Source organism: Flavimobilis sp. BM9, from assembly GCF_058313055.1.
Genome location: NZ_JBZEMO010000006.1, coordinates 260,204 through 281,952 on the forward strand (window position 1 = coordinate 260,204; position 21,749 = coordinate 281,952).

At 69.0% G+C, this 21,749-nt stretch carries 22 protein-coding genes; 15 read left to right on the forward strand and 7 right to left on the reverse strand.

Annotated elements, in window-relative coordinates; translation table 11 throughout:
* Positions 1-38: 38 nt before the first annotated feature.
* The 14 genes from AC4F3Q_RS12425 (at position 39) to AC4F3Q_RS12490 (ending at position 12,652) form a co-directional block, all read left to right on the forward strand.
* Positions 39-749, forward strand: a complete 711-nt coding sequence (locus AC4F3Q_RS12425; protein ID WP_491040223.1) for a lysoplasmalogenase family protein — start codon at positions 39-41, stop codon at positions 747-749.
* Between the two features lie 97 nt (positions 750-846).
* Entirely contained in the window at positions 847-1,938 is a 1,092-nt protein-coding gene (locus AC4F3Q_RS12430; protein WP_491040224.1) for a prenyltransferase/squalene oxidase repeat-containing protein, read from the forward strand.
* On the forward strand, positions 1,938-2,663 hold the full coding sequence (locus AC4F3Q_RS12435; protein ID WP_491040225.1) for a hypothetical protein: 726 nt from the start codon (positions 1,938-1,940) through the stop codon (positions 2,661-2,663). The genes AC4F3Q_RS12430 and AC4F3Q_RS12435 overlap by 1 nt, the downstream gene beginning before the upstream one ends.
* Before the next feature lie 5 nt (positions 2,664-2,668).
* On the forward strand, positions 2,669-3,811 hold the full coding sequence (locus tag AC4F3Q_RS12440; RefSeq protein WP_491040226.1) for an energy-coupling factor transporter transmembrane component T: 1,143 nt from the start codon (positions 2,669-2,671) through the stop codon (positions 3,809-3,811).
* On the forward strand, positions 3,808-5,499 hold the full coding sequence (locus AC4F3Q_RS12445) for an ABC transporter ATP-binding protein (protein ID WP_491040227.1): 1,692 nt from the start codon (positions 3,808-3,810) through the stop codon (positions 5,497-5,499). Before AC4F3Q_RS12440 ends, AC4F3Q_RS12445 begins: the two co-directional genes overlap by 4 nt.
* A complete protein-coding gene (locus AC4F3Q_RS12450; protein ID WP_491040228.1) occupies positions 5,496-6,326 on the forward strand; it encodes an ECF transporter S component in 831 nt (276 codons plus the stop codon). The genes AC4F3Q_RS12445 and AC4F3Q_RS12450 overlap by 4 nt, the downstream gene beginning before the upstream one ends.
* Before the next feature lie 32 nt (positions 6,327-6,358).
* Positions 6,359-6,985: a nucleotidyltransferase domain-containing protein gene (locus tag AC4F3Q_RS12455; RefSeq protein ID WP_491040229.1), complete on the forward strand. Its 627-nt coding sequence runs from the start codon at positions 6,359-6,361 to the stop codon at positions 6,983-6,985.
* 12 nt (positions 6,986-6,997) lie between these two features.
* Positions 6,998-7,387, forward strand: coding sequence for a hypothetical protein (locus AC4F3Q_RS12460; protein ID WP_491040230.1), 390 nt, complete (start codon positions 6,998-7,000; stop codon positions 7,385-7,387).
* 162 nt (positions 7,388-7,549) lie between these two features.
* A complete protein-coding gene (locus AC4F3Q_RS12465) occupies positions 7,550-7,837 on the forward strand; it encodes a helix-turn-helix domain-containing protein (RefSeq protein WP_491040231.1) in 288 nt (95 codons plus the stop codon).
* Positions 7,834-7,980, forward strand: coding sequence for a hypothetical protein (locus tag AC4F3Q_RS12470; RefSeq protein ID WP_491040232.1), 147 nt, complete (start codon positions 7,834-7,836; stop codon positions 7,978-7,980). Before AC4F3Q_RS12465 ends, AC4F3Q_RS12470 begins: the two co-directional genes overlap by 4 nt.
* Positions 7,967-8,665, forward strand: a complete 699-nt coding sequence (locus tag AC4F3Q_RS12475; RefSeq protein WP_491040233.1) for a type II toxin-antitoxin system HipA family toxin — start codon at positions 7,967-7,969, stop codon at positions 8,663-8,665. Before AC4F3Q_RS12470 ends, AC4F3Q_RS12475 begins: the two co-directional genes overlap by 14 nt.
* A 77-nt stretch (positions 8,666-8,742) precedes the next feature.
* Complete coding sequence (locus AC4F3Q_RS12480; RefSeq protein WP_491040234.1) at positions 8,743-9,414, forward strand: DUF5701 family protein; 672 nt, start codon at positions 8,743-8,745, stop codon at positions 9,412-9,414.
* 109 nt (positions 9,415-9,523) lie between these two features.
* A complete protein-coding gene (locus tag AC4F3Q_RS12485; RefSeq protein WP_491040235.1) occupies positions 9,524-11,095 on the forward strand; it encodes a methyl-accepting chemotaxis protein in 1,572 nt (523 codons plus the stop codon).
* 174 nt (positions 11,096-11,269) lie between these two features.
* On the forward strand, positions 11,270-12,652 hold the full coding sequence (locus AC4F3Q_RS12490) for a hypothetical protein (protein WP_491040236.1): 1,383 nt from the start codon (positions 11,270-11,272) through the stop codon (positions 12,650-12,652).
* Positions 12,653-12,854: 202 nt separating this feature from the next.
* Here the strand turns inward: AC4F3Q_RS12490 and AC4F3Q_RS12495 are convergent, their stop codons facing one another.
* The 7 genes from AC4F3Q_RS12495 to AC4F3Q_RS12525 all read right to left on the reverse strand — a co-directional run bounded on the left by AC4F3Q_RS12495 (position 12,855) and on the right by AC4F3Q_RS12525 (position 19,140).
* Positions 12,855-13,772: a DUF3375 family protein gene (locus tag AC4F3Q_RS12495; RefSeq protein WP_491040237.1), complete on the reverse strand. Its 918-nt coding sequence runs from the start codon at positions 13,770-13,772 to the stop codon at positions 12,855-12,857.
* 189 nt (positions 13,773-13,961) lie between these two features.
* The gene (locus AC4F3Q_RS12500; protein WP_491040238.1) at positions 13,962-14,648 is read right to left on the reverse strand and encodes a 4Fe-4S single cluster domain-containing protein; all 687 of its coding nucleotides are present in this window, start codon (positions 14,646-14,648) and stop codon (positions 13,962-13,964) included.
* The gene (locus AC4F3Q_RS12505; RefSeq protein ID WP_491040239.1) at positions 14,593-15,468 is read right to left on the reverse strand and encodes a helix-hairpin-helix domain-containing protein; all 876 of its coding nucleotides are present in this window, start codon (positions 15,466-15,468) and stop codon (positions 14,593-14,595) included. The genes AC4F3Q_RS12500 and AC4F3Q_RS12505 overlap by 56 nt, the downstream gene beginning before the upstream one ends.
* The gene (locus AC4F3Q_RS12510; RefSeq protein WP_491040240.1) at positions 15,452-15,661 is read right to left on the reverse strand and encodes a DUF2997 domain-containing protein; all 210 of its coding nucleotides are present in this window, start codon (positions 15,659-15,661) and stop codon (positions 15,452-15,454) included. The genes AC4F3Q_RS12505 and AC4F3Q_RS12510 overlap by 17 nt, the downstream gene beginning before the upstream one ends.
* Positions 15,658-16,107 (reverse strand): hypothetical protein, encoded by a 450-nt coding sequence (locus AC4F3Q_RS12515; protein WP_491040241.1) that lies wholly within the window; start codon positions 16,105-16,107, stop codon positions 15,658-15,660. The genes AC4F3Q_RS12510 and AC4F3Q_RS12515 overlap by 4 nt, the downstream gene beginning before the upstream one ends.
* Positions 16,107-17,789, reverse strand: coding sequence for an AAA family ATPase (locus AC4F3Q_RS12520; protein WP_491040242.1), 1,683 nt, complete (start codon positions 17,787-17,789; stop codon positions 16,107-16,109). Before AC4F3Q_RS12520 ends, AC4F3Q_RS12515 begins: the two co-directional genes overlap by 1 nt.
* A gap of 256 nt (positions 17,790-18,045) precedes the next feature.
* Entirely contained in the window at positions 18,046-19,140 is a 1,095-nt protein-coding gene (locus AC4F3Q_RS12525) for a hypothetical protein (protein ID WP_491040243.1), read from the reverse strand.
* Between the two features lie 964 nt (positions 19,141-20,104).
* Between AC4F3Q_RS12525 and AC4F3Q_RS12530 the strand changes: the two genes are divergently transcribed.
* Positions 20,105-21,232: a hypothetical protein gene (locus tag AC4F3Q_RS12530; RefSeq protein ID WP_491040244.1), complete on the forward strand. Its 1,128-nt coding sequence runs from the start codon at positions 20,105-20,107 to the stop codon at positions 21,230-21,232.
* The last annotated feature ends 517 nt before the right edge of the window (positions 21,233-21,749 follow it).

Below are 21,749 nucleotides of genomic sequence, written 5' to 3' on the forward strand. Positions count from 1 at the left end.
TCACGTAAGGTGGGCCCACTCGACGACGAGGAGGACCCGTGCGCGCCAACACCCTGGTCAGCACCACCGCGGCGGTCGCCGCGACCGTGTCGATCGTCCACCTGGCTGCCCAGCTCACGGATCGCGACGGGCTCGCTGACGTCACGCAGGTGATGCTCATGCCCACCGTCGCGGGCTGGCTCGCCGCCCGGACGTCGGGAGCGCCGCGGCCGCGGATCGTGCGTCGCTTCCTCCTGGGCCTCGGGTTCTCCTGGCTCGGCGACACCGCGCCGCGGTTCCTCGACGGTGACGCGGGGTTCCTCGCGATGGTCGGGTTCTTCCTCGTCGCGCAGGTCGTGTACGCGTCGGCGTTCTGGCCGCTGCGTCAGGGCAGCGCGGCGGTGCGCGCCCCGTGGTCGTTGCTCGCGTACGCGGCCGCGCTCGTGATGATCGTCGCGCTGTGCGCCGGCGAGGCCGGCCCGCTGCTGCCGGCGCTGCTCGTGTACGCGGGTGCGCTCGTGACGACGTCGGTCCTCGCATGGGGTGCGGGGCCGGTCGCGGGCGTCGGCGGTGTCGTGTTCCTCGCGTCCGACGCGATGATCGGCCTGCGGGCGTTCGCGCCGTCGTTCGACCCGCCGCAGGAGGGATTCCTCATCATGTCGACGTACATCGCGGCGCAGGTGCTCCTCGCGCACGCCGTCGCGCAGCACGCGCAGCCGGGGAGGGCCGGTACGCGGACACCTCTGCCGCGTGCTCGCGCTGCTCGCTAGAGTCGGCGTCGGACGCAGGACGATGGCCCCAGAGGGGGACTGCGCCACCGCCGGGCGAACGCCCGCGCCTCGACGACCCCTCACCGAAAGGCCACCCATGCGCACCTCGCGCCCGACCGCCCGCACCGCGGCGGTCCTGCTCGCCACCGCTCTCGTCCTGCCGCTCGCCGCGTGCGGCGACTCGTCCGCCCAGGAGCCGACGGCGTCGGCCACCTCCGCCACCCCTGCTCCCTCTGCGACGGAGACGCAACCAGCGTCGAACGCGCCCGAGGACGTCGCGAAGGCCGCGCTCGCGTGGCTCGCGGCGACCGAGCTCACGGACGGGCTGTTCGTCACCGAGTTCGACGGCACGGCCTACCCCGACCAGGGCCTCACGCTCGACGTGCTCGTCGCCGCTCTCGCCGCGGGTGACCGCACGTTCGCCAATGAACTCGCTGGCGCGTTCAGCACCCCCGTGGTCGACACGTACGCGGGCGACGGCGAGACGACCGGCTATGCAGGATCGACCGCGAAGGGCGCTGTGGTGCTGGGCGCTGTCGGACTCACGCAGGCCCTCACTCTGGATGCACGCCTTGCCACGTACGTCACGGAGTCCGGCCGCATCTCCGACCTGGGCGCCGACGACTACTCGTCGACCGTGAGCCAGTCGTGGGGCGTGCTCGCGCTGGCCCGTCCGGTCGCCCTCGCGAACGACGGCGGCACCGAGCGACTGACGCGGGCCGCGTCGTACCTCGCTGCGCAGCAGTGCGACGACGGCTCGTTCCCCGCGGTGCTCGACGCCGAGGAGTGCGTCGGCGACGTGGATTCGACGGCGTTCGCGCTCTCCGCGCTCACGGGCTACACCCGCTCGGGCGCGACGGACCTCGACGAGGCCGTCACGACGCAGGCCGCCGAGTGGCTCGCCGCTGCGGCGACCGAGGTCGACGGGGGACGCGCCTGGGTGACCGGTGAGCCGGCTGTGGCGAACACGAACTCGGCGGGCGTCGCGCTCGTCGCGCTCACGGACGCCGCGTCCACGGACCCGGTCGTCGGCGAGGCGCGCGCCTGGCTCGCGTCGCAGACCGTCGCGGCCGGCGACGGCCTCGCCATCACGTTCGACGGCACCGCGCCCGACGCCCGCGCGTCCGCGCAGGCTGTGCCCGCGCTGCTCGGCTCGGGTCTGTTCGACCTCGTGGGGGCTGAGGGCTGATGCGCAGGCTCGCCGTCGCGGCGCTCACGGCCGCGCTTGCGCTCGGGCTCGCGCCCGCCGCGGGCGCGGCTGGGGTGGCCGCGACGGCGTCGGGTCCCGCTCGCACGGCCTCGGACGGTCAGACCTACGGGGGGTGCCTGGGCGTGACGATCGTCGTCGACCATGGCGACCTGGACGCTGACGGGCAGCCCGGCGGCGTGATCCAGTGCGAGCCGACGACCGGGCGCGCCCTCGACGTGCTGCAGGCCGCGGGCGTCAAGCTCGAAGGCACCGCCTCGATGGGGCTCGCGTTCGTGTGCCGCGTCGAGGGGCGGCCAGCCGCCGACGAGGTCATCGCACTGCCGGACGGTTCGACGCGCACCGAGTCGTGCCAGCGCACTCCTCCCGCGAGCGCGTACTGGTCGCTGTGGGTCGCGACGTGGGACTCGCAGGCCGACGAGTGGACGTACGCGACCTCGGGAGTTGGCGACATCCAGCTGGGTGCGCGGGACGCGATCGCGCTCGTGTACGCCGTCGGACGGGACGAGGGGCTGCCGCCGCTCATGTCTCCGGAGAAGGCGCGTTGGCTCGAGCTGCCGAGCGGCTGGGAGGGGCGCGTCCCCGCGGGTGACGTGGACGGTGACGGTGACGGGCCCGCGGTGACTGTGTACGCCGGTGGCGCGCTGCTGCTCGTCCTCGTCGGGGCCGCGGTGGTGCTCGCGGCGCGACGTCGGCGCCGACGATGACGTCCGTGCACCTGAGGAGCGTCCACCCGGGCGCGTGGTGGTTGTGGGCGGCCGGCGTGGCGGTGGCGGCGACGGCGACGACGAACGTGCTGCTGCTCGCGCTGCTCGGCGCGGTCGTGCTGCTCACCGTGGCGGTGCACCGTCCGGAGGGCGCGCGGGGCTTCGGCGTGTACCTCGCGGTGGCGGGCGCCGTGGTCGTGGTGCGGGTGCTCGCGCACGTCGTGCTCGCGACGCCCGGCGTGCACGTGCTGGTGGACCTGCCGGCGTTCGACGTCGGGCCGCTCACCCTGCTCGGACCTGTGACGCGAGAAGCGCTCCTCGCCGGGACTGCAGGTGGGCTGCAGCTCGCGGTGCTGATCCTCGCCGTCGGCGCGGCGCACACGATCGCTGACGCCGCGGGCCTGCTCCGGCACGCGCCCGCCGCGCTCGGGCCGATCGCCACCGCGGCCGTCATCGCCGTGTCGACGTTCCCGTCGCTCGTGCGGTCCGTCCTCGACACGCGCGACGCGCTGCGCTTGCGCGGCGTGACGCTCACCGGGCGCGGGGCGCGCGACCGGCACGTGCTCGAGCGCGTCGTCGTGCCCGTGCTCGCGGGGGCCGTCGAGCGGTCGTTCGCGATCGCGACCGGGATGGAGGCGCGCGGTTTCGGGGCGACGCATGCTGTCACGCGTGGCGCCGCGCCGCTCACCGTCGGGGCTGTCGGGGCGGCGGGGGCGGCGCTGCTCGCCGTGCTCGATCCGGCGTGGCCGCGGTGGTCCGCGCCTGCGCTCGCGCTGCTCGCGGGCGTGCTGACGTGGCTCGCGCTGCGCGGCGGTGCCGAGGGGCGGCGCACGACGCTGTACCGGCCGCCGCGGTGGACGCCCGTGTCGCTCGGGCTCGTCGCGTGCGGGGCGGTGGGCGCTGCGCTCGTCGCGACGGCGTCGGTCGCGGTGCGGGTGCCGGTGCCGGACGCGTGGCTCGCGCTCTCGGGCGGCTTGCTCGTCGGGGTCGTCGTCGCGGCAGTGCCGGCGTTCGTGGGACTCGTGCTGCCGGAGGGTGGGACGGCTGCGCGGCCGACGCGCACGGATCTCGTCGCGCCCCTCGCGCGTGAGGCGGAGGCGCCGACGGGCGCCGCGCCCCTGCGCGGTCCCGTGGCGGTGGCGCGGTGATCCAGCTCGAGGACCTGACGGTCTCGATCGGCGACCGCACGCTGCTCGACGGCGTCACGACGGACGTCGCCGAGGGCGACGTGGTGCTGCTCGCCGGGCCGACCGGCGTCGGCAAGACGACGCTGCTGCGCACCCTGGCGGGGCTGCGCGACGGGACGGACGTGCGCGCGGCGGGCGCCGTGCGCGTCGGTGGGCGGGACGTGCTGCACGTGCCCGCGCGCGACCGAGCGGACGTGACCGGGTACGTGGGGCAGGACCCGCTCGCGTCGTTCGTGACGGCGCACGTCGAGACGGAGCTCGCCTTCGGCCTCGAGCAGCAGGGCGTGGCGCCCGCGACGATGCGACGCCGCGTCGAGGACACGCTCGACCTGCTCGGCCTCGCGGCACTGCGCGACCGTCGGCTCGACACGCTGTCGCTCGGGCAGGCGCAGCGCGTCGCGCTCGGCGCGGTGCTCGTGTCGGAGCCGTCGGTGCTGCTGCTTGACGAGCCGACGTCGGCGCTCGACCCGGTCGCTGCCGACGACGTGGTGGGCGCGCTGCGGCGACTCGCCCGGGACGTCGGGCTCACCGTGGTGGTCGCGGAGCACCGGCTCGAGCGGCTGCTCGGCGTCGCGGACCGCGTGTGGCACCTGCCCGGCGACGGGACGCTCACGGCGGGCGGGCGCGAGGCTCTGCACGGGACGCCGCAGGCGCCGCCGCTCGTACGGCTCGCTGACGTCGCCGGGTGGGGCGCGGTGCCGCGCGACGTGCGCGAGGCGCGGGCCGCGTTCCTCGCGGAGCCGGGGCGGATCGAGGTGCGGACGCCTGCGGCGCCGGTGCCGCCGGGACCTGCTGCGGTGCGCGCGCGGCGCGTGGAGGTGCGGCGGGGGAGCGCCGTCGTCGTGCGCGGGCTCGACCTCGAGCTGCGCGCGGGCGAGGTGACCGTGCTCATGGGACGCAACGGCGCAGGGAAGTCGACGCTGCTGCGCGCGTTCGCGGGGGCGCTGCCGCACCGGGGGCGGCTCGAGGTTGACGGCGTGGACCCCGCGCGGCTCGGTGCGGCTGAGGCGCGGCGGCACGTCGTGCTCGTGCCGCAGGAGGTGGGCGCGCTGCTGTTCACGGACTCCGTCGCGGCGGAGTGCGCGTCCGGGGACCTTGACGCCGGGGCGCCTGCCGGGACGACGCGGAGCCTCCTGGACACGCTCGTGCCGGGGATCTCCGCGGACGCGCACCCGCGCGACCTGTCGGAGGGGGAGCGCCTCGCGCTCGTCGTCGCGATCCAGCTCGCCGCCGGCGCGGGCGTGCTGCTGCTCGACGAGCCGACGCGCGGCCTCGACACGCCCGCGCGGCACGCGCTCGTCGCGGCGTTGCGGTCGCGGGCCGCGGCTGGAGCGACGGTCGTGCTCGCGACGCACGACGTCGAGACGGCCGCCGAGGCCGCTGACCGGGTCGTGGTGCTCGCCGACGGCGATGTCATCGCGGACGGGCCTGCGCGCGAGGTGCTCACCGGGTCGATGGCCGGGGCGCCGCAGGTGGCGCGCGTCGTCCGGCCCCTGCCCGCGCTCACGGTGGGGGAGTTGCAGCGGGCTGGTGCGGGCGCGGGTGCCGAGGCGCGGGACGGTGCTGAGGCGCGGGACGGTGCTGAGGCGCGGGACGGTGCGGCGGCTGGCGAAGGTGCGTTCGGGCTCGCGGGCGGGGGACTGCCGTGAGTGCTCCGGCCGCTGCCGAGCCCCCTGCGGCGGGCGGCTCACGGGTGACGCGGGACAGCGCGCGGTGGGTGTCGCGCGGGCTCGTGCTGCTGACGAGCGTCCTCGGTGCGGTGATGCTCGGCTGGCCGCTCGTCGGGGCGGCCCTGCCGCGGGCGGACGGGCAGAGCGCGCCGTGGCTCGTCGTCGTGCTCCTGCCCCTCGTGCTGGCCGCCGCGCTGGCCGCGGTGACGCGCGACCGGCCGGACCCGCGCTCGCTCGCGCTCCTCGGCGTGCTGGCCGCGCTGACGGCGGCGCTGCGGCTGATGGGGACGGGCATCGGGGGAGTCGAGCCGATGTTCATGCTGCTCGTGCTCGCCGGTGCGGCGCTCGGGCCGAGCCTCGGGTTCACCCTCGGCGCGCTCGCGATGCTGGTGTCGGCGCTGCTCACGGCAGGAGTCGGGCCGTGGCTGCCGTTCCAGGCGTTCGCGGCCGCGTGGGTCGGCGCTGGCGCCGGGCTCGTGGGGCGGATGGTGCTTCCTGGTGGGCGTGGGCGGCCGGGCAGGCGCGCGATCGTCGCGCTCGCCGCATACGCGGTGGTCGCGGCGTACGTGTACGGGCTGGCGACGAACCTGTGGTTCTGGCCGTTCGCGCTCGGCGGCGCGACGCAGCTGTCCTACGTGCCGGGCGCGGGCCTCGCGGAGAACGTGCCGCGGTTCCTCGCGTACTCGCTCGCGACGTCGACGCTGTCGGTCGACACGGTGCGCGCAGTCGTGACGGCCGCGGGGGTGCTGGCGCTGGGGCGGCCGGTGCTGGGGGCGCTGGCGCGGGCCTCGACCCGAACCACATAGGAAAGTTCGCAAACGTGAACTATTCTTCGTGAATGGATGCTGCTCACCCGCTGGCTGTCGTGACGCCGACACTTGACGGCGATGTACTGACCCACCTTGCCCTCGCCGACGCGGCATTCACGCCCGGTCAGCTTCAGCGACTCATGCCCCACGCAACCGTCGCGGGTGTCCGCCGAGTCCTCAAACGCCTGACGGAGCAGGGGGTCGTCACGATGTCGAGCGCCGGGGTGACCGCCAGGGCCTATGCGCTCAACCGCGAGCATCTAGCCGCAGATGCGATCATCGAGCTTGCGACGCAGGTCCCTAGATTGTTCGCCCGGATCGAGGGACGGCTCGGTTCATGGGCGGAGCCAGCGGTCTACGCAGCAGTGTTCGGATCGATGGCGCGGCAGCACGCGACGACGTCGTCTGACGTCGACATCTTCTTGGTGCGGTCCACAGAGTCCCGGGATGAGGTCTGGTTTCCCCAGGTGGAGGCCCTGGAGAGCGCGGTCGCACGATGGACGGGCAACGATGCTCGTGCCTTCGTCGTCGACGAAGACCGCCTAGCCGAGCCCGGCTATGCGAGGGTGCTCGATGACATCGTCCGCGAGGGTCTGTTCGTAGCCGGAGATCCGGTCCGGCTCCGCAGGGCGATGGCTCAAAGAGAGCGGGACTGAGAGTGACGGCCGATGCGGACTTCCGAGTGTGACGGCGCGACGCGCGCGGGACGACTCGCGAAGGCGCGGCAGTTCGCCTCGTCCGCCGTGGATGTGCTGGCCCTGGCTGATGACGAGGCGGCCGTCTCGGACGTCTTCGTCACGCTCGCAGTCACGGCCGGAATCGCTGCTGCGGATGTCATCTGCTGCGCCCTGCTCGGCGTGCATGCGCGAGGTGAGAGTCACGATGATGCGGTCGCGCTGCTGAAGCAGGCTGATACCGACGCTGCGGCGTCACTGCGAGTGCTCCTGAGCTTGAAGACTCACGCCGCCTACTCCTCGGCCTCTGTGTCGGTGACCGCTCTCGTCCGGGCGCAGCGAGCCATGTTGAAGCTGGTCGCCCTGGCGGGCACTCTCGCCTAGCAACCCTGGTCGCGTGCCACTGAATCCCGGAGAGTCAGGTCAGGGAAGTGTCGGAGAGCAGCGGCGTGAGCTCCCCTCGAACAGGGGCGTGCGTTCTGACGGGGAATCTCGCCATTGCTGGGCGTAGTGGCTAGAATCGTCGTCATACCAGGAGGAGGTGCAATGGCCGGGTACCGGATCGACAAGCAGATGACAGAGTTTGGCGAGCATGTACGAGGCTGGCGCATGGTCCTGGGGCTCACGGCGCAGCAGGTCGCCGAGCGTGCGGACATCACGCGGGACACTCTCCGCAAGATCGAGCAGGGGGACCCGGGCGTGAGGTTCCGCAACGTGGCGCAGGTGCTCCGTGCGCTCGGTGTTCTTGAGGCGACTGTCGACGCCGTCGACCCGTTGCGCAGCGACATCGGCCGCCTGCGTGCCGGCAACCTCACGAAGAAGCGCGCCCGATGACGACCGTCGAGGTTCTGATGGACTCGGCCGGGGTTCCGCGGCTGGTCGGGCAGGCGCACTTCACCCGGGAGCGCGGACGGTTGTCGACCACGTTTCTCCAGTTTGGCTGGAGCGCGCCCCAAGGCGTCGGTGCGGCTCGATGACGGCAGCCTCGCGATCGCGAAGTTTCCGCATGCCAGTGACGAGTGGGATGTCATGGCCTGGGAGGCGACAGCGCTCGACCTGCTCGCTGCTGCCGGGATCCGGACCCCGGAACGCAGGCTCACACAGGTGGGGGAGCGCAGCGTCCTTGTCCTTCGTCGCTTTGATCGCTCGGCGGCGGGCGACCGTATCGGCTACATCAGCGCGATGACGGCGACCGAGTCGACCGACGGCGAACATCGTGACTATGACGACGTCGCGCAGGCAGTGCGGGACCTGTCGGCGACACCCCGGGCGGACCTGCACGAGCTCTACGACCGTGTCGTCGCGAGTGTCGCGCTCGGCAACACGGACGACCATCTGCGCAACCACGGCTTGCTCGCGTGGCGAGGCGCGTGGACATTGAGCCCTGCGTTCGACGTCAATCCCACCGGGGACCCCCTGCGAGCTCGGTCGACGTCGATCATGGGAGCGGACGCGCCCCCGGACGAGGTGGACGGCCTGCTGGGGTTCGCTGGGAGCTGCAGCTTGAGCCTCGAGGGTGCGCGTCAGCGGATCGCGGCGGTTACGTCGGCTCTGGCGGGCTGGCGAGACGTGGCGCGCGGGAATCAGGTCGCAGAGCGTGAGATCCGCTTGCTGGCCGAGTCGATCGAGCCGCGACTGGAGGCTGTGAGGGGGGCTGTCTGAGACGTCCCGGAGCCAGGCCTGGAATATCCGGGCATCGGACGGCGTTGGTATGAGCCGCCGTCGTCCCCGGAGGTCTCATGAGCGTGTCCACTTCACCCACCGTTGTTCTCCCGCCGCTCGATGCACAGGCTGAGCGGCTCATCTCCCTGGGCCTCATCGCTGACCCGGACGCGCTGCGCGCCGAGGCGTCGCGCCTGGCGACCGCCACCCCAGAGGGGTCCCTTCTCGTGCTCCACGAGCGCGTCCTTCCCGCCTCGAAGCTCGCGCACCTCATGCGGCTCCCGGCGCCGGGCCGCGCGGGCGCTGCGGGGGAGGTGCGGGAGGGGTTCGTCGTCGAGGACATGACCGACGTCGACGACTTCCGTCCCACAGCGCACGCGGTGCTTCCGGACGCTGACGTGTACGTCGTCGCCGACCCGACGCGCGGTGACGAGATGCGCAACTGGTCACCTGCTGAGGCGCTCCCCGCCATGACCGACGCCGGCCGCACGCCGCTGACGTTGGTCGAGGGCATCCACTGGGCGCTTCAGACACCAGGGATCATCGAGGCGAACGCGTGCTTCATGACGATCGGCTCGCGCAAGACCAACCCGAACGGCGACCTGGACACGCGGACGCCGGCGTTGTGGATCTCGTCGGGTACGGGTCGCGACGGGCGCGCGCGCCAGGGCGCGCCGAAGGTCGGCTGGTGCTGGTGGGGAAACCGGCACACGTGGCTCGGGTTTGCGTCGGCGGCGGGGCGCGTGTGAGTGCGCTGTGACGCGCACGACCAGCGCCGATGCCTCACGTCTCACCCTGGTGAACCGATAGGCCCGTGAGGTTCTCTCTGCACCTGTCGGCTCCTTCAGGAGGTCTTCCATGCTCACCACTACCCGCGGTTCGGCCAACCTGCGTGCCCAGCTTGAGAGCGAGCGTGCGGAGAGTGTTGCTGATGCGAGCGCGCTGAGCCGTGTCCTCGCGGTCGCGAGTGATGCGGCGTGCGCGGGCGATGTGATGACGGAGGCGCTCGTGGCGATCCGTCGGGCGTTCGGGTGGACGTACGCGATGGTGTGGAAGTTGGATGTGGAGTCGCAGCGGCTGCGTCTGGTGCACGACGACGGCACTGCTCCTCGCGAGTTCCGCGAGTACGCGCAGGGCTTGGCTCTGGGCCCGGGCGAGGGGCTGGCGGGGACGTGTTGGCAGCGTGACGACATGGTCGTGCTGCACGACCTGCGCACGGCTGGGCCGGGTGTGGACGTGTCGCGGATCGAGAGCTCGGGTCTGCTGAGCGGTGTGGCGCTGCCGGTGCGTAGCCGCGGCAAGGTCGTCGCGGTGCTGCAGTTCCTCAACGCGGGGGTGGGGACGCCGTCGGAGTCGCGGCAGTCGATCATGCGCGCTGCGGGGATGCTCGTGTCGGGGCAGTGCGACCGGGCGGCGGAGCGGGAGATCGCAGTCGAGCACGACCGTGACGTCACGGCGCTGACGACTGTCGTGCATGCGGTCGCGAAGGCGACGAGCATCGAGGACGCGCTCGGCACGGCGCTCGAGACGATCCGCACGGCGTTCGGGTGGGACTACGGCTCGTACTGGACGATCGACGGGGAGCGCGACGCGCTCGTGTTCGCGCAGGAGTCGGGGACGGTCAGCCCGGAGTTCCGTGAGGTGACGCGGACGGCGTCGTTCGTCAAGGGTGTGGGTGTGGCGGGCCGCACGTGGGCGCGCGGCGACATGCTCATCGTCCCGGACCTCGGCGAGGTCACGGACTGCGTGCGTGCGCCCGCTGCAAGACGGTCGGGCGTGAAGTCCGGCGTCTGCCTGCCGGTCGAGGTGGGTGGCGAGATCGTCGGCACGCTCGACTTCTTCGTCACGCGCACGATCGAGCTGTCGGAGAACCGGCAGTCGGCGCTGCGGAACACGGCGTTCATGATCGGGCAGAGCCTCGAGCGGTTCCAGGCGACGATGCGCGTCAACGCGATCGCGCAGGACCTCTTCGACTCCATCCGCTCGGTCGAGTCGAACGTTGCCGACGCGACCGCCGTCGTCGCCGAAGGCCGCACCCTGTCGGATGCGACGAACGAGCGCGTCGAGGCGCTCGCCCACGCCAGCCAGGAGATCGGTCAGGTGGTGCGCACCATCCAGGAGATCGCCGCGCAGACCAACCTCCTCGCCCTCAACGCGACCATCGAGGCCGCACGCGCGGGCGACGCCGGCAAGGGCTTCGCCGTGGTCGCGAACGAGGTCAAGGAGCTCGCCGCCCAGACCGCCCGCGCGACGGCGGAAGTCGAGGGCAAGGTCGCCGCCATCAACACCGAGGTCACCGGCATCACGATGGCGCTCGCCGACATCAGCGCGACCGTCGGCCGGATCAACGAGTCGCAGGAGACCATCAGCGAGGTTGTTGCGCACCAGGTGGGGGCGGTGCGGGCTGTGGTGGACACGCGGGTGGGGTAGTCAAGGCCGCGCTTGGTCTCCGCGACGCTTGCGCGCCCTCGAACACGGCCCGGGCCGGACGCGCGCGGACCACGGTGTCATGGACGACGGCGTGGGCGCGAACGTTCTGCAGGTTCCTGGCTACGCTCGCACTGTCGCGGGTAGCGGCTCCGACGGAGGACCAGGGGAGTGACGATGGGTGACGTGCTCGAGCTTGTGAGCGACGGCGAAGGACTGGCCGTCATGGGGGACAGAGCTGAGGTCGAGAGGTTCCTCCTGGCGTCCGGTCTGGACACGGCACCGTCCAAGCCGCTCGATCTGCAGCGCCTCTCGTCGATCGCGGGGACTTTGGGTGCGGGAGCCCAGGTTGGCGCAGACATCGCCACAAACTCCGGGCGGTGGGTCAAGCTCACAGCCCAGTCCGCGGAGTCTGTTCGGAAGTTCGGGTTGATGCCGACGAAGACGCCTGGTGTGAGCCACGCGATGATCGGCGACCCGGGGAACATCCAGCAATGGATTCAGATCGTCCAGGGGCCGACGGCGCTGCTGACTAGTCCGCTTCTGCTGACGTCCCTGTCCACGATGCTGCAGCAACGCGCCATGCAGCAGCAGATGGACGAAATTGTCGACTACCTCAAGGAGATTAACGAGAAGGTCGACGACATCCTGCGTGCCCAGAAGGACGCTGTCCTTGCGGACATGATCGGTGTCGACCTGCTCATCGAGGAGGCGCTGACCGTCCGGGAGCATGTGGGGCGCGTGTCTGGGGTCACGTGGTCGAAGGTCCAGGCAGCGTCAATTCCGATCGCTCGCACCCAGGGTTACGCCCTTCGGCAGCTGGACGCACTCTCGCAGAAGCTGGCACGGAAGGCCGATGTCGGCACGATCGCGAAGGCGACGCGCGAGGCCGAACCGAGGGTGCGCGAGTGGCTCGCCGTTCTCGCTCGCACGTTCCAGCTTCAAGAGGGGCTCGCGGTCCTCGAGCTGGAGCGTGTTCAGGATGCATCGCCAAATGAGCTCGAGACTCATCGCACTGGGCTCACGGTCGCGAGGCGCAACCGCCGCGACCTCATCGCTGAGAGCACGAGCCGTCTGCTCGCCCAGATGGAAGAGACGGTGCGAACTGCAAACTCCAAGGTCCTGTTCAACCCGATCGATTCCCCAGCGGCAGTCCGGGCGAGCGCCAGCGTCGTCGAGGGCGTCGTTGAGTTCCAGGAACGGCTAGGGATTGAGTCCGTACAGGTCGACGGAGGCGTCCGGCGGTGGGGCCATGCGTTCGGCGAGGCGGTGGAGAGCGCGCGGGCGACGGGCGAGCGCGGCGCTGCCGCAGCCAAGCGCGCAACGCGGGGGACCGCTGATCGCGTTGCGGAGACGGTGCGCGCTGTGGATACCGACGTTGCCGTAGAACACGCACGCGCGGCAGCCGGGCGCGCCAGGTCCAGTGCCACGGGAGTAGCGGGGCGACTGGCCGGTGCACTGCGCGCACGATCTCAGCACGAAGTGGTGGAAGACCTGCCGGGCATTGCCGCCGCGAGCGATCCAGACTCGGAAGACAGTAGGCCAGCCGACGGCGCGTGACTGAGCTATGGCCATGCACCGATGCGGTGCGTGGGCTTGTCTACAACGATCAGTGGCTGGCACATGGCACTCGCAGCGCCTTCGGTGCTCCCGCGGCGGTCGACCTGCGTGACTGTTCCTCGCTCGCCAGGTTGATCCAGTTCACAGGAGTGAGGCGGGCGCCGGACGAAGGGCAGCCCGCCCATCGACGGAAGAAGACGGTTCAGTGACGCAGCATCGTCCGGTCGGCAGAGCCTGCCGGTACGTTGTTTCCGAGATCCATCTTGTCTACTGCACCAGGAAACAAGTGCAGCGGCGCGTGCGTGAAGTCGCGGGACAGGACGGCGGCGACGTCGGCGTCGAGCGCGGAGGAGCGTTCGGGGTCGCGCAGGAGTGCGGAGAAGGCGGTGAAGGTGCGGCCCTCGTCGGACGACTCGATGAGGTCGACCCCGCGGAAGATGTCGTCCAGGACCGTGCTCTGCGAGATGTCCGTGTCGAGGATGCTCGTGCGCAGGTCATGGTTGAGGGACTCGAAGCGCGCGCGGACGCCGGCGAAGTCGGCGGGGAGATCCTGAGCCTGGAGCAGGATGTCGATGATGCGCTCGACCGCCCGCCGGGCATCGAGGACAGCAACCTCGCCCGCCTCGAGGCGAGCGACCTCCGCGTCGATGCGCTCGCGCTCCGCGGCCAGAGCCTCGAGTCGCCGCGTGACGTCGGGATCGGTGTCGATGGCGAGCTGGCGGACCGCAGAAGCCAGACTCACGAGCCGCGACTCGGTCACTGTTGTCCTGGGCGACTCGAGCTGCTGGAACAGCCGGATACCCACGAGGGCGTCGGCCGAGAGCTCGTACGTCTCGCCGCGGGCGTCGACGGCCGGGCGGCGGACGAGGAAGCCCGCGTTGCGCCAGTCATCGCAGTACTTCTTGCCCGTCTGGGGGAGGTCGAGGTGGTCACGGAGCGCTTCGAGGTCGATGTCGACGAGCTCGTGCAGCTCGTCGCACGGGATCCGAGCGCCGGGAGCTGCCAGGTGCTCCGAGAGCAGTGCGACCGTGACTGCGGCGTTCCCCGAGCGCAGCAGGCGCAGGACGGCGCTCTCGTCGAGGAGGCGCGCGTAGGTGAGCGCGGTGGCGAGAGAGGACATGGGAGCATCCTGCCGGATGGGGCCGACACCGAGGCGCAAATCCGCGCCTCTCGTGGCCTCCACAGCGCGATGTCCGGTCCGCCTCGGACTTTCGCTTTGGATGTGGGGGGCCGTTTGCCGGGAGATCCCGAGACCGGTGGTGCGTGCGGTTGGAGTGCTCGGCGAGGACGGAGGTTGCCGTCGTCCCGTCTACCGCACCGTCCCGCGCCCGACTGGTGGCGTTGAGCCGTCCAACAGCTCGTCGAGCGCGGCAACGTTGGCCCAGCCATTGACGCGGACGTCGCCGCTTGAGGTGACTCTGATCTCAAGCCGGTCTCCGAGAGACTCGAGGTGGTTCTGGAGCGTTGAGTATCGCGGGCTGAGGAAGTGGAAGCGCTGATTCCGTGAGCCCACCCAGGGGCGCACGTTGTCGGGGTCGTCGGCGTGATAGCGGCCGTCGACGAGCAGATCCGTCTCCGCGAGCAGCTTCTCCGCGCCTGGAGGGGCTTGGGCGCTTTGAAGCGTCTCGAGTTCATGTCCTGTGAAGGTCATGACACTCAGACCTCCCATCCGGACTTGGCTCGCGAACTCGCCAAACGCCTCCGCCTGGTCGAAGGGCTCGCCGCCGAGGAGGGTGACACCCTCGACATCGGAAGAGAGCGCCTGGGCCGCAAGGTCGCTCACCGAGACGCGCTCGCCCCCTGCACTGGACCAAAGATGGGGATTAAAACAGCCGCTGCATCGGATCGTGCAGCCCTGCGCCCAGATGGCGAACCGGCGACCTGGGCCTTCGGCCTCCGTGACGGGGACGATGGCGCCGATCCGCAGGCTGGCGGGGCCGCTAGTAGTCAAGGATCCGCCCACCCGGTGGAAGCGACGTGGGTCCCGAAGGGCCACTGATGGGGGCGGCTGGCCCTTCGCCTGAACTCGGAGCGCTGAAGCGGGCGATCCTCTGGAGCTTGACGAGCTCGTGCGGCTGAAGGCCCGCGCGTACCGTGACGTCGTCGAAGCCGTGGAAGCCTCCGTGCTGAGCGCGGGCGGCAACGATGCGTGCAGCAGAGCCCGCATCGATGCTCGCTGCTGCCGCGATCGTCGTGGCGTCGGCTGTATTGATATCGACGAGTCTCTGCGATGGGAAATCGCTGGTGCGGGGTGCCGGCGCAAGAGACGGTGACGTTTGAGCGACCGGCGGTGGGACTTCGAAGTACGCGCTCATCTCGGCACGGGCTTCGTCGCCGATCGCAGTGGCAGATGCCTCAAGAGGGTTCGCCGTGAAGGCGTGCGGCGGAACGACGGAAGCGGGGGTGCTGGGTGACTGGTTATACCAGGCGCCGGCCCCGGTCACCGAAGCGCGCCACCGAAGGTACTCACGGTTGACGACGTGCCCGTACACGATCATGGCGATCCAGGAAGCCACGAGGAACAGATTGGCCACGTCATCAGCGGGACCCGGAGCATCGACGCGCGTCGTCGTCCCATCGGGATTGGTGACGGAGTCAGTGAAAATCTCCATGAGGGCGAAGGACACGACGCCGGCCGCTGCGGTCGCTGCCGCCCGGATCCACCACCGTCGTGTGCGGACGCGGATCGCGCAGTAGATGAACCCGATCCACGAGAAGATCCCGACTCCGAGATAGACCGCGAGCAGCCAAAGGCTGTGCCGTCTACGCCACCGCTTGTCGGCGAGAGGGTTGGTTGGGCTACTGGGATAGGTCATTGCGGGCCTCATGGGTGTGCCTGGTGGTGGTATCCGCGTACTCGTGCGTGAACGTGCTCGATGCGGTCTCAGCGTCGAGCATCGCTTCGAGGAGCTCGATGGACTCCAGGCATCTCGGTCCCTTGATGCCGACGGTCTCGGCGCGGACGCTTCCGTCGACACCGATGTGGATGACGATCTGCGCGTCGCTCATGACTGCCCCACGTTGAGAACGAGAGTGACGCTCGCATCGGGCTCGATCGTCTCGGACTCGATGGACATTCCTGCGTTGCCGGCGCGAGAACGGAGCTTGGCTATGACTGCCTGCTGGACCTGGCGGCCGTATGCGACGTCAATGTGGCCGACGATCTCGGTCGCACGCTGCACATCGGTGATGCCGGTGAAGTGCGCTTGCCAGATGCCCTGCGCGTCACGGCGAAAGACTGCCTCCATGTCGGACCACTGTGCGTGGAGCTCAGCGGGAGTCGAGCGGACGGCCGCATGAGTGTCGTGGAGCGCAGCAGCAAGGAGCGTCGGGTCCTTCATGCGTGTCTGGACATGACAGATGGTCTCGCCGGACGGCGGGTTCTCCGCGCGGGCTGCTTGCACGGCGCTCACGGCTGCTATCGCGAGGGGGATGAGTACGAGAGAGACGCTCATCAGAAGTCCACCACCCTGCCACCCCGGGACATGCCGTTCGGTCCCGGCGTGGGAGGCGCTGCCTCGGTAGGCGTGGGTCGATCGGCAGTCGCCGCGGGCGGGGCGTCATAGCCGGTGCGGTCCTCGGTAGCTGTGGCTGCGACTGCGCGGGTGGACGCCCACTGGCGCACCACTGCAATCTCCTCAGCCTGCGTCACGCTGAGCGGAACCATATTGGTGACGGCCTGGACAAGGTCGTCGGCGTTGACCGCTCGTCGCTCAGCGAACGCTTCGTAGTGTGCCGCGATGACCGCCTGCTCGATCTCTGCCCCTGAGTATCCTTCGGTGATGCCGACGAGCTGCTCAAGAAGTGTCTCGGTGGCCTCGAATATGTTGGCCTGATTCAAGCGCGCACGCTTCATCAAGTGGAGTGACCAGATGTCTCGGCGTTCGCGCCGGGTGGGAAGGTCGACGAAGAAGATCTCATCGAACCGGCCTTTCCGGAGAAACTCCGGCGGGAGGCGGTCGACCTTGTTGGCCGTCGCGATGACAAACACGGGCGCGGACTTCTCCTGCATCCACGAGAGGAAGGAGCCGAAGACACGGCTCGAGGTCCCTGAGTCCCCGCCGCCGTCTGTGCTGGAAAAGCCCTTCTCTACCTCGTCGATCCAAAGGATGCACGGTGCCGCTGCCTCGGCCGTGCGGATGGCGGAACGCATGTTCTGTTCGCTCGACCCCACGAGGCCAGAAAACACGCGCCCGATGTCGAGGCGGACGAGGGGGAGCTCCCAGGCGGCGGCGATGGCCTTCGCGGTCAGCGACTTCCCGCAACCGGGGATCCCGGTCATGAGGACTCCCTTCGGTGCGGGGACTCCGTACGCGGCAGCTTCGGCGAGCCAAGAGTTGTTGCGCTTGCGGAGCCATCGCTTGAGATTCTGAAGGCCGCCAACGTCATCGAGGTTGAGATCGACATCAACGAACTCGACGATCCCGGCCTTGCGGATGGCTTGTCGCTTCTCCTCCATGATCACGTGCACGTCGTCGTTCGAGAGTCTGCCGTCGTTCACCATGGCGCGGGCGAACGCGTTCGTGGCTTCGTTGAGCGTGAGGCCGAGGGCGGCCTTCGAGAGTCGCTCGCGTCCCACCTGGTCGACCTCGATGTGAAGCCGCTCGTTCGCCGTGTTGGCGGCGATCATGTTGTCAAGAACAAGTCGGATTTCCTCCTCGTTAGGTAGGGGGAAGTCGACGATCGTGATGTCCTTTTCGACCTCGCTCGGGATGCGGAGCACCGGCGCCACAATGACGAGGACCCGTGCCGCATTGCCGGTCTGAAAGTCCGTGGCGACGTCGCGAAGCGTCCGAATGAGTCTTGGATCGGCCGGGCGTTGGGCGTCACCGATGTGCGCGTGGAGGTCGAGCATGACAAAGACGCCAGCTCCGGTCTGACGAAGTGCCCATTCGAGTGCCGCGCGGGGGTCGGTCATCCCCGGCTGAGACGAGTCGTCCGGTCCGACGAAGCCGCGTGTCGCGCTCCACCTGTACAGCGGGCGAACCGTGCGCATGAGTGCTGGATCGCTGGCGACGGCGGTGATCTCACCAAGCACACGCGACTCTTCAAAGGACTCGATGTAGAGCACCGGGAAGCGTGCACGAAAGAGCAGCGCGAGGTTCTCGCGAAAGGAGGAGTGCTTGATGGCCGTCATCGTGTGTTCCCTGACTCTCGTCCTTGCTCCCTAGTCCAGAGGTCTGCGCCTTGGCTGCGGAGAGCTGGAGGCACGGCGCGCCTAGTGGTCACGAGAGTTCTTGGAAGCCGACGCTACAGCGACGAGGGTGCCCAGAGCGACTGTCCCGACCGCCGTCAGGATCTTCTTCCACGTCTGCTCCGTATTGAGTGCGCAGCGACGACAGACCTCGTGACTTTCAGTCGTGGGTAGTTGCTTGCCGCACTTCGTGCAGTGCCTAGGCGCCATCGTGTTCCTCCGTCGGGTCATACTCCAGGTGGGTGCGGCCATCATCCGCGGCCGCGGCGATCGCGCCCATCGAGGCGGACATGGTGAGGAGAGCCGTGATCAACTGCTCCTGCCCGGTCTCGCCATAGGAGTGGAGCTCTAGGAGCGCGTCCTCGTCGTCGAGACCGTTGACTTCGAGGAAGTCGGCGAACTGGGCGATGCACGTCTGAGCAGCCTCGGTCTCACCAAGCATGAGGTAGATGTTGACCTCGACTTGCAGCGACTTCATGGCGCCGCTCAGGAGCGCGAACAGCTCCGCGCTTCGCTCAGCGGAACGCGTGTGCATGAAGGAGTCTCTGGCGCGCTCCAGCGCGTTCTGCCCACCTCGGGTGTCGAACTGTGTCTTGATCGCTGCGATGTGTCGCGTGTGGATCGCGCGGGCATCGGTAGCGCGGCTCTGCGCGGCGATGAGCTTCGCCAAGCGTACGGAGGGGTCGCTGAGCCGCATCGCCTGCTGGCCTTGGTCCCAGGCGGAGTCGGCGATCGCAAGTCGATCCTCAACAAGGCCAACGTGGATGCTGTCGATCGCCTGCTGAACTTCCCGCATCTCGGAGAGAATCTGTCCCATGGTCAGCTGCTGCTGAAGGTCGACGATGGCGTTGCCGAGCTCAGGAGTGAGATCGAGTTCGTTGAGCCTGATGCTGTGCTCGAAGTGCCCCTTGGAGTTGCGGAGCGTGGCAAGGAGGCCACCGTTGCCGTCGCGCGAGAAGTGCAAGATGCCTGCGTCGACGAGCTCCGAGACGTGCTCCGGGACGTCGGCGACCAGGATGGAAACCGGCCGTGCGGCACGGATCGCTTCGATGAAGGCGGGTGCTGTGCGTAAGAGTCTCTCGACGGCTTGTGCCCCGGGCGCGAAGATGACCTTCGGGTCTGCGAATCGGGCGGCCAGTCCGTTCCGGGCGCGCTGCGACCCTCGCCCGGAGGTTGCTGGCGTTTTGGTCGACAGTTCGAGGACCTCATCCACCGAACGCGAGGCAGTGCCTGCCGGCGTGGAGCGTGGTGCCGACGCGTCGTCGCCACCCTCGGCGCACGGGTCGTCGGTCATGTCGTCCATCTCCTGGTCAGTGGTTGTTGTCGTGAGGCTTCGAGCGTACGAGGGTGTGGTGACATCCCACCCTGTTCATCGGCCAGAGGCGCACCCGGCTCAAGTTTGCTCGTGCAGGACCGAGGAGCCAGACACGAAGCACATTGATGCGCCGAGTCCGGCGGTTGCTGCCCGATGCACTGCGGATGAGGGCAATGACAGCATCGACGACGCCGGGGGGTGAAACGCGGTCGAGTCCCCGGTCGATCACACAGTCTCACTTGAAGGGTGTTCGTTGGACCGCGCGTGCACGAGGAGATGAGAGCGGTGGCAGCGACCCTTGCACCACGCGCTCTCGTCGAACGTCGACGCCGCAGGGGTGTTGGGTGCGCTGAACTGCGCAACGGAGTGAACAGGTGGCGGGGTCAGTTCACCACAGCAGCAGGCGGGAGTGGCCGTCGGGCCAGTTGGCCGGAAAGCGGCGCCACAGGTCCGGGAGAATGATGCACCCGCTCGTGCGCGAGCTGGCCACGACCGGCGCCCGAGTGCGAGGTGCCGGTCGCGGTGACGTGCCGGGTACGAAGCTCGCCAGAGCGCCCTACTACCGTTGGCTGGCCTCCCTCGTCACCGCCAGGAGCTCGCCGCGGACTATCGTGCCAACGCGCTGCTCGACGGCCACCGCGGGAGATCGGAAGCACGTAGTCCTTCTGCAGCGGGACTCCCGGTCGGATGGTAGATGCTGTAGTCGTAGTTCGACGCCGTCGCGCCCTCCGTCTGGGTATAGCCGTACTAGGCTCGGGTTCAACGACAGGCGAAGATGTAGGAGTGGGAGAGTGCCGGGTCTTGGCGAGGGTTGGCCCGGCAACAACCTGCGCGGCGAGACAGTGCTGTAGCGACGCACGCTGACGACGTCCCCATCTAGTTGTATACGTACGAGCGATCGTGTAGCTCTCGCTCACAGCACCGCCCGAGGAGATGAGTGCAGATGAGCGGATCATTGGGGCCGATGAAACTCGACTTCAGCAGCTTTTACAAGTTCGTAGCTTCCGTCGGTCTGGTCCTAGTTGCGGCATCGGTGGTGCTTCCGTGGTTTGTCCTTCGTGCATCTGTCCCAGAGGCGCCCGCGGGTACACGAGCGGCCCAGTTGTTTGACGTCGCACTTGATGAGCGAGCGAACCAATATGCTTTCATAGTGCGTAACTACCCGTGGGTGTCGCTTGCCCTATTCGGTGTCGGCGGCCTCATTACGGGCTACGGGTTAATAGCTTGGCATGGCCGCCAGAAAAAGCAGGATGCTGATGAGGATGAGCTCTACCGTCAGCGCAGAGAACTCGGTCAGACAACGCGAGCCTCCGAAGGCGATCGTGAGCAGAAACTCGATCGCGAAGCCCAAAGCGAGGATGGTGATACGGAGGGCGTCATCTCGCGAGTCGCCGACGGCTCCGAAGTCACTAAGCCAAGCGCCTATCGAACTGGTGCATCCCTCAATTCTACGGCCGACAGATTCAGGGCGCGCCGTGCGTTCATTGCCGAAGCGGAAAACCGCGTGGGCGATGCGCTCCGCGTGGCGTTCGACGACTCACATACAGTCGAGGCTGGTGTGAGGATCGGCGGTCCGGACTCTCCGATTATCGACCTGGTGGCACGGGCAAACGATCCATCGCGTTGGTCGAGCTTTGCGATGGAGATTAAGCTCGCCTCGACTAGCAGCAAAATGATCATGTCGCTGCGTGAGTCGATGTTGGCCGTGGCAATCGCGGCGCGCGATGTTCCTGAAGGCAAAATTCAAACACAACGTGTCGGACGCCCGCCCATGGCAAAGTCAGTATCGATATGTCTATTCATCGCAGCAGATGTGGAAGCTCCCGCAAGCCCTGGCAGGCTCGACATGGGCGAGTTTGCTGCGCGAATGAGTCGCCTCGTGCAGGTCGTCAACACTGTGCTCTCCCGCCAGGTGGGCGCGATCCTTGTTCCGCAGTCCGAAATTGCCAACCTTTCATCGGCCTGGCTGCGCGACGCGGTGCTTGATGTGATGCGGCGCCCTGAAATCCCGGCCGTGAGAGAGTCTACGCTGCCGTCCGATGCTGCCGTGGATATCGCTCGACGTTCCTAACAGGAGCCGCATTTTGTGTACGCTGAGTGGCGCGTGGTTGCTCCCCGATCAGTAGTGCTAGAGACTTCTTCGCGGCGGAACCCCGCCTCATTTGGGGGAGTTGAGGGAGCCCCTCGGTCCGGCGCATCGGTGGATTCGATTAAGAGGTGCATCCAATCCAACGAGGGCGGGGCTGTTCTGATCGTGGAGAGTGATCGCTTATGGCCGGGCGGAGACGGATCATCCGATTTGGTTCCTCCGATTCCGCAAAACATAAGATCTCGACGTGCGCGACGTTCCTGCAACGCCCCTGAACTGACAGAGTTCACCTCGCGTGGACGATCCAGGGCTCCGCGCGATCGGCAACGCCTGAATCCCGACCCATCCGGGCTCATCGCAGATGAGGGTGTAGCCGCGGTCTGAAGCGGCCGGTCTCGAGCAGGCTCCTGGCGATGTAGTTGGTGAGGTTGCGGAAGCCGAGGGCTGAGCCGCGTAGGTGTTCGAGTCGGCCGTTGAATCTCCTATGTCTGTCAAGACC

Excerpts from the sequence above, each read along its gene's own strand:
- AC4F3Q_RS12430 (WP_491040224.1), top strand. The coding sequence starts at position 847 with ATGCGCACCTCGCGCCCGACCGCCCGCACCGCGGCGGTCCTGCTCGCC.
- AC4F3Q_RS12435 (WP_491040225.1), top strand. The coding sequence starts at position 1,938 with ATGCGCAGGCTCGCCGTCGCGGCGCTCACGGCCGCGCTTGCGCTCGGG.
- AC4F3Q_RS12455 (WP_491040229.1), top strand. The coding sequence starts at position 6,359 with ATGGATGCTGCTCACCCGCTGGCTGTCGTGACGCCGACACTTGACGGC.
- AC4F3Q_RS12460 (WP_491040230.1), top strand. The coding sequence starts at position 6,998 with ATGCGGACTTCCGAGTGTGACGGCGCGACGCGCGCGGGACGACTCGCG.
- AC4F3Q_RS12465 (WP_491040231.1), top strand. The coding sequence starts at position 7,550 with ATGGCCGGGTACCGGATCGACAAGCAGATGACAGAGTTTGGCGAGCAT.
- AC4F3Q_RS12470 (WP_491040232.1), top strand. The coding sequence starts at position 7,834 with ATGACGACCGTCGAGGTTCTGATGGACTCGGCCGGGGTTCCGCGGCTG.
- AC4F3Q_RS12480 (WP_491040234.1), top strand. The coding sequence starts at position 8,743 with ATGAGCGTGTCCACTTCACCCACCGTTGTTCTCCCGCCGCTCGATGCA.
- AC4F3Q_RS12485 (WP_491040235.1), top strand. The coding sequence starts at position 9,524 with ATGCTCACCACTACCCGCGGTTCGGCCAACCTGCGTGCCCAGCTTGAG.
- AC4F3Q_RS12490 (WP_491040236.1), top strand. The coding sequence starts at position 11,270 with ATGGGTGACGTGCTCGAGCTTGTGAGCGACGGCGAAGGACTGGCCGTC.
- AC4F3Q_RS12495 (WP_491040237.1), bottom strand. The coding sequence starts at position 13,772 with ATGTCCTCTCTCGCCACCGCGCTCACCTACGCGCGCCTCCTCGACGAG.
- AC4F3Q_RS12505 (WP_491040239.1), bottom strand. The coding sequence starts at position 15,468 with ATGACCTATCCCAGTAGCCCAACCAACCCTCTCGCCGACAAGCGGTGG.
- AC4F3Q_RS12510 (WP_491040240.1), bottom strand. The coding sequence starts at position 15,661 with ATGAGCGACGCGCAGATCGTCATCCACATCGGTGTCGACGGAAGCGTC.
- AC4F3Q_RS12515 (WP_491040241.1), bottom strand. The coding sequence starts at position 16,107 with ATGAGCGTCTCTCTCGTACTCATCCCCCTCGCGATAGCAGCCGTGAGC.
- AC4F3Q_RS12520 (WP_491040242.1), bottom strand. The coding sequence starts at position 17,789 with ATGACGGCCATCAAGCACTCCTCCTTTCGCGAGAACCTCGCGCTGCTC.
- AC4F3Q_RS12525 (WP_491040243.1), bottom strand. The coding sequence starts at position 19,140 with ATGACCGACGACCCGTGCGCCGAGGGTGGCGACGACGCGTCGGCACCA.
- AC4F3Q_RS12530 (WP_491040244.1), top strand. The coding sequence starts at position 20,105 with ATGAGCGGATCATTGGGGCCGATGAAACTCGACTTCAGCAGCTTTTAC.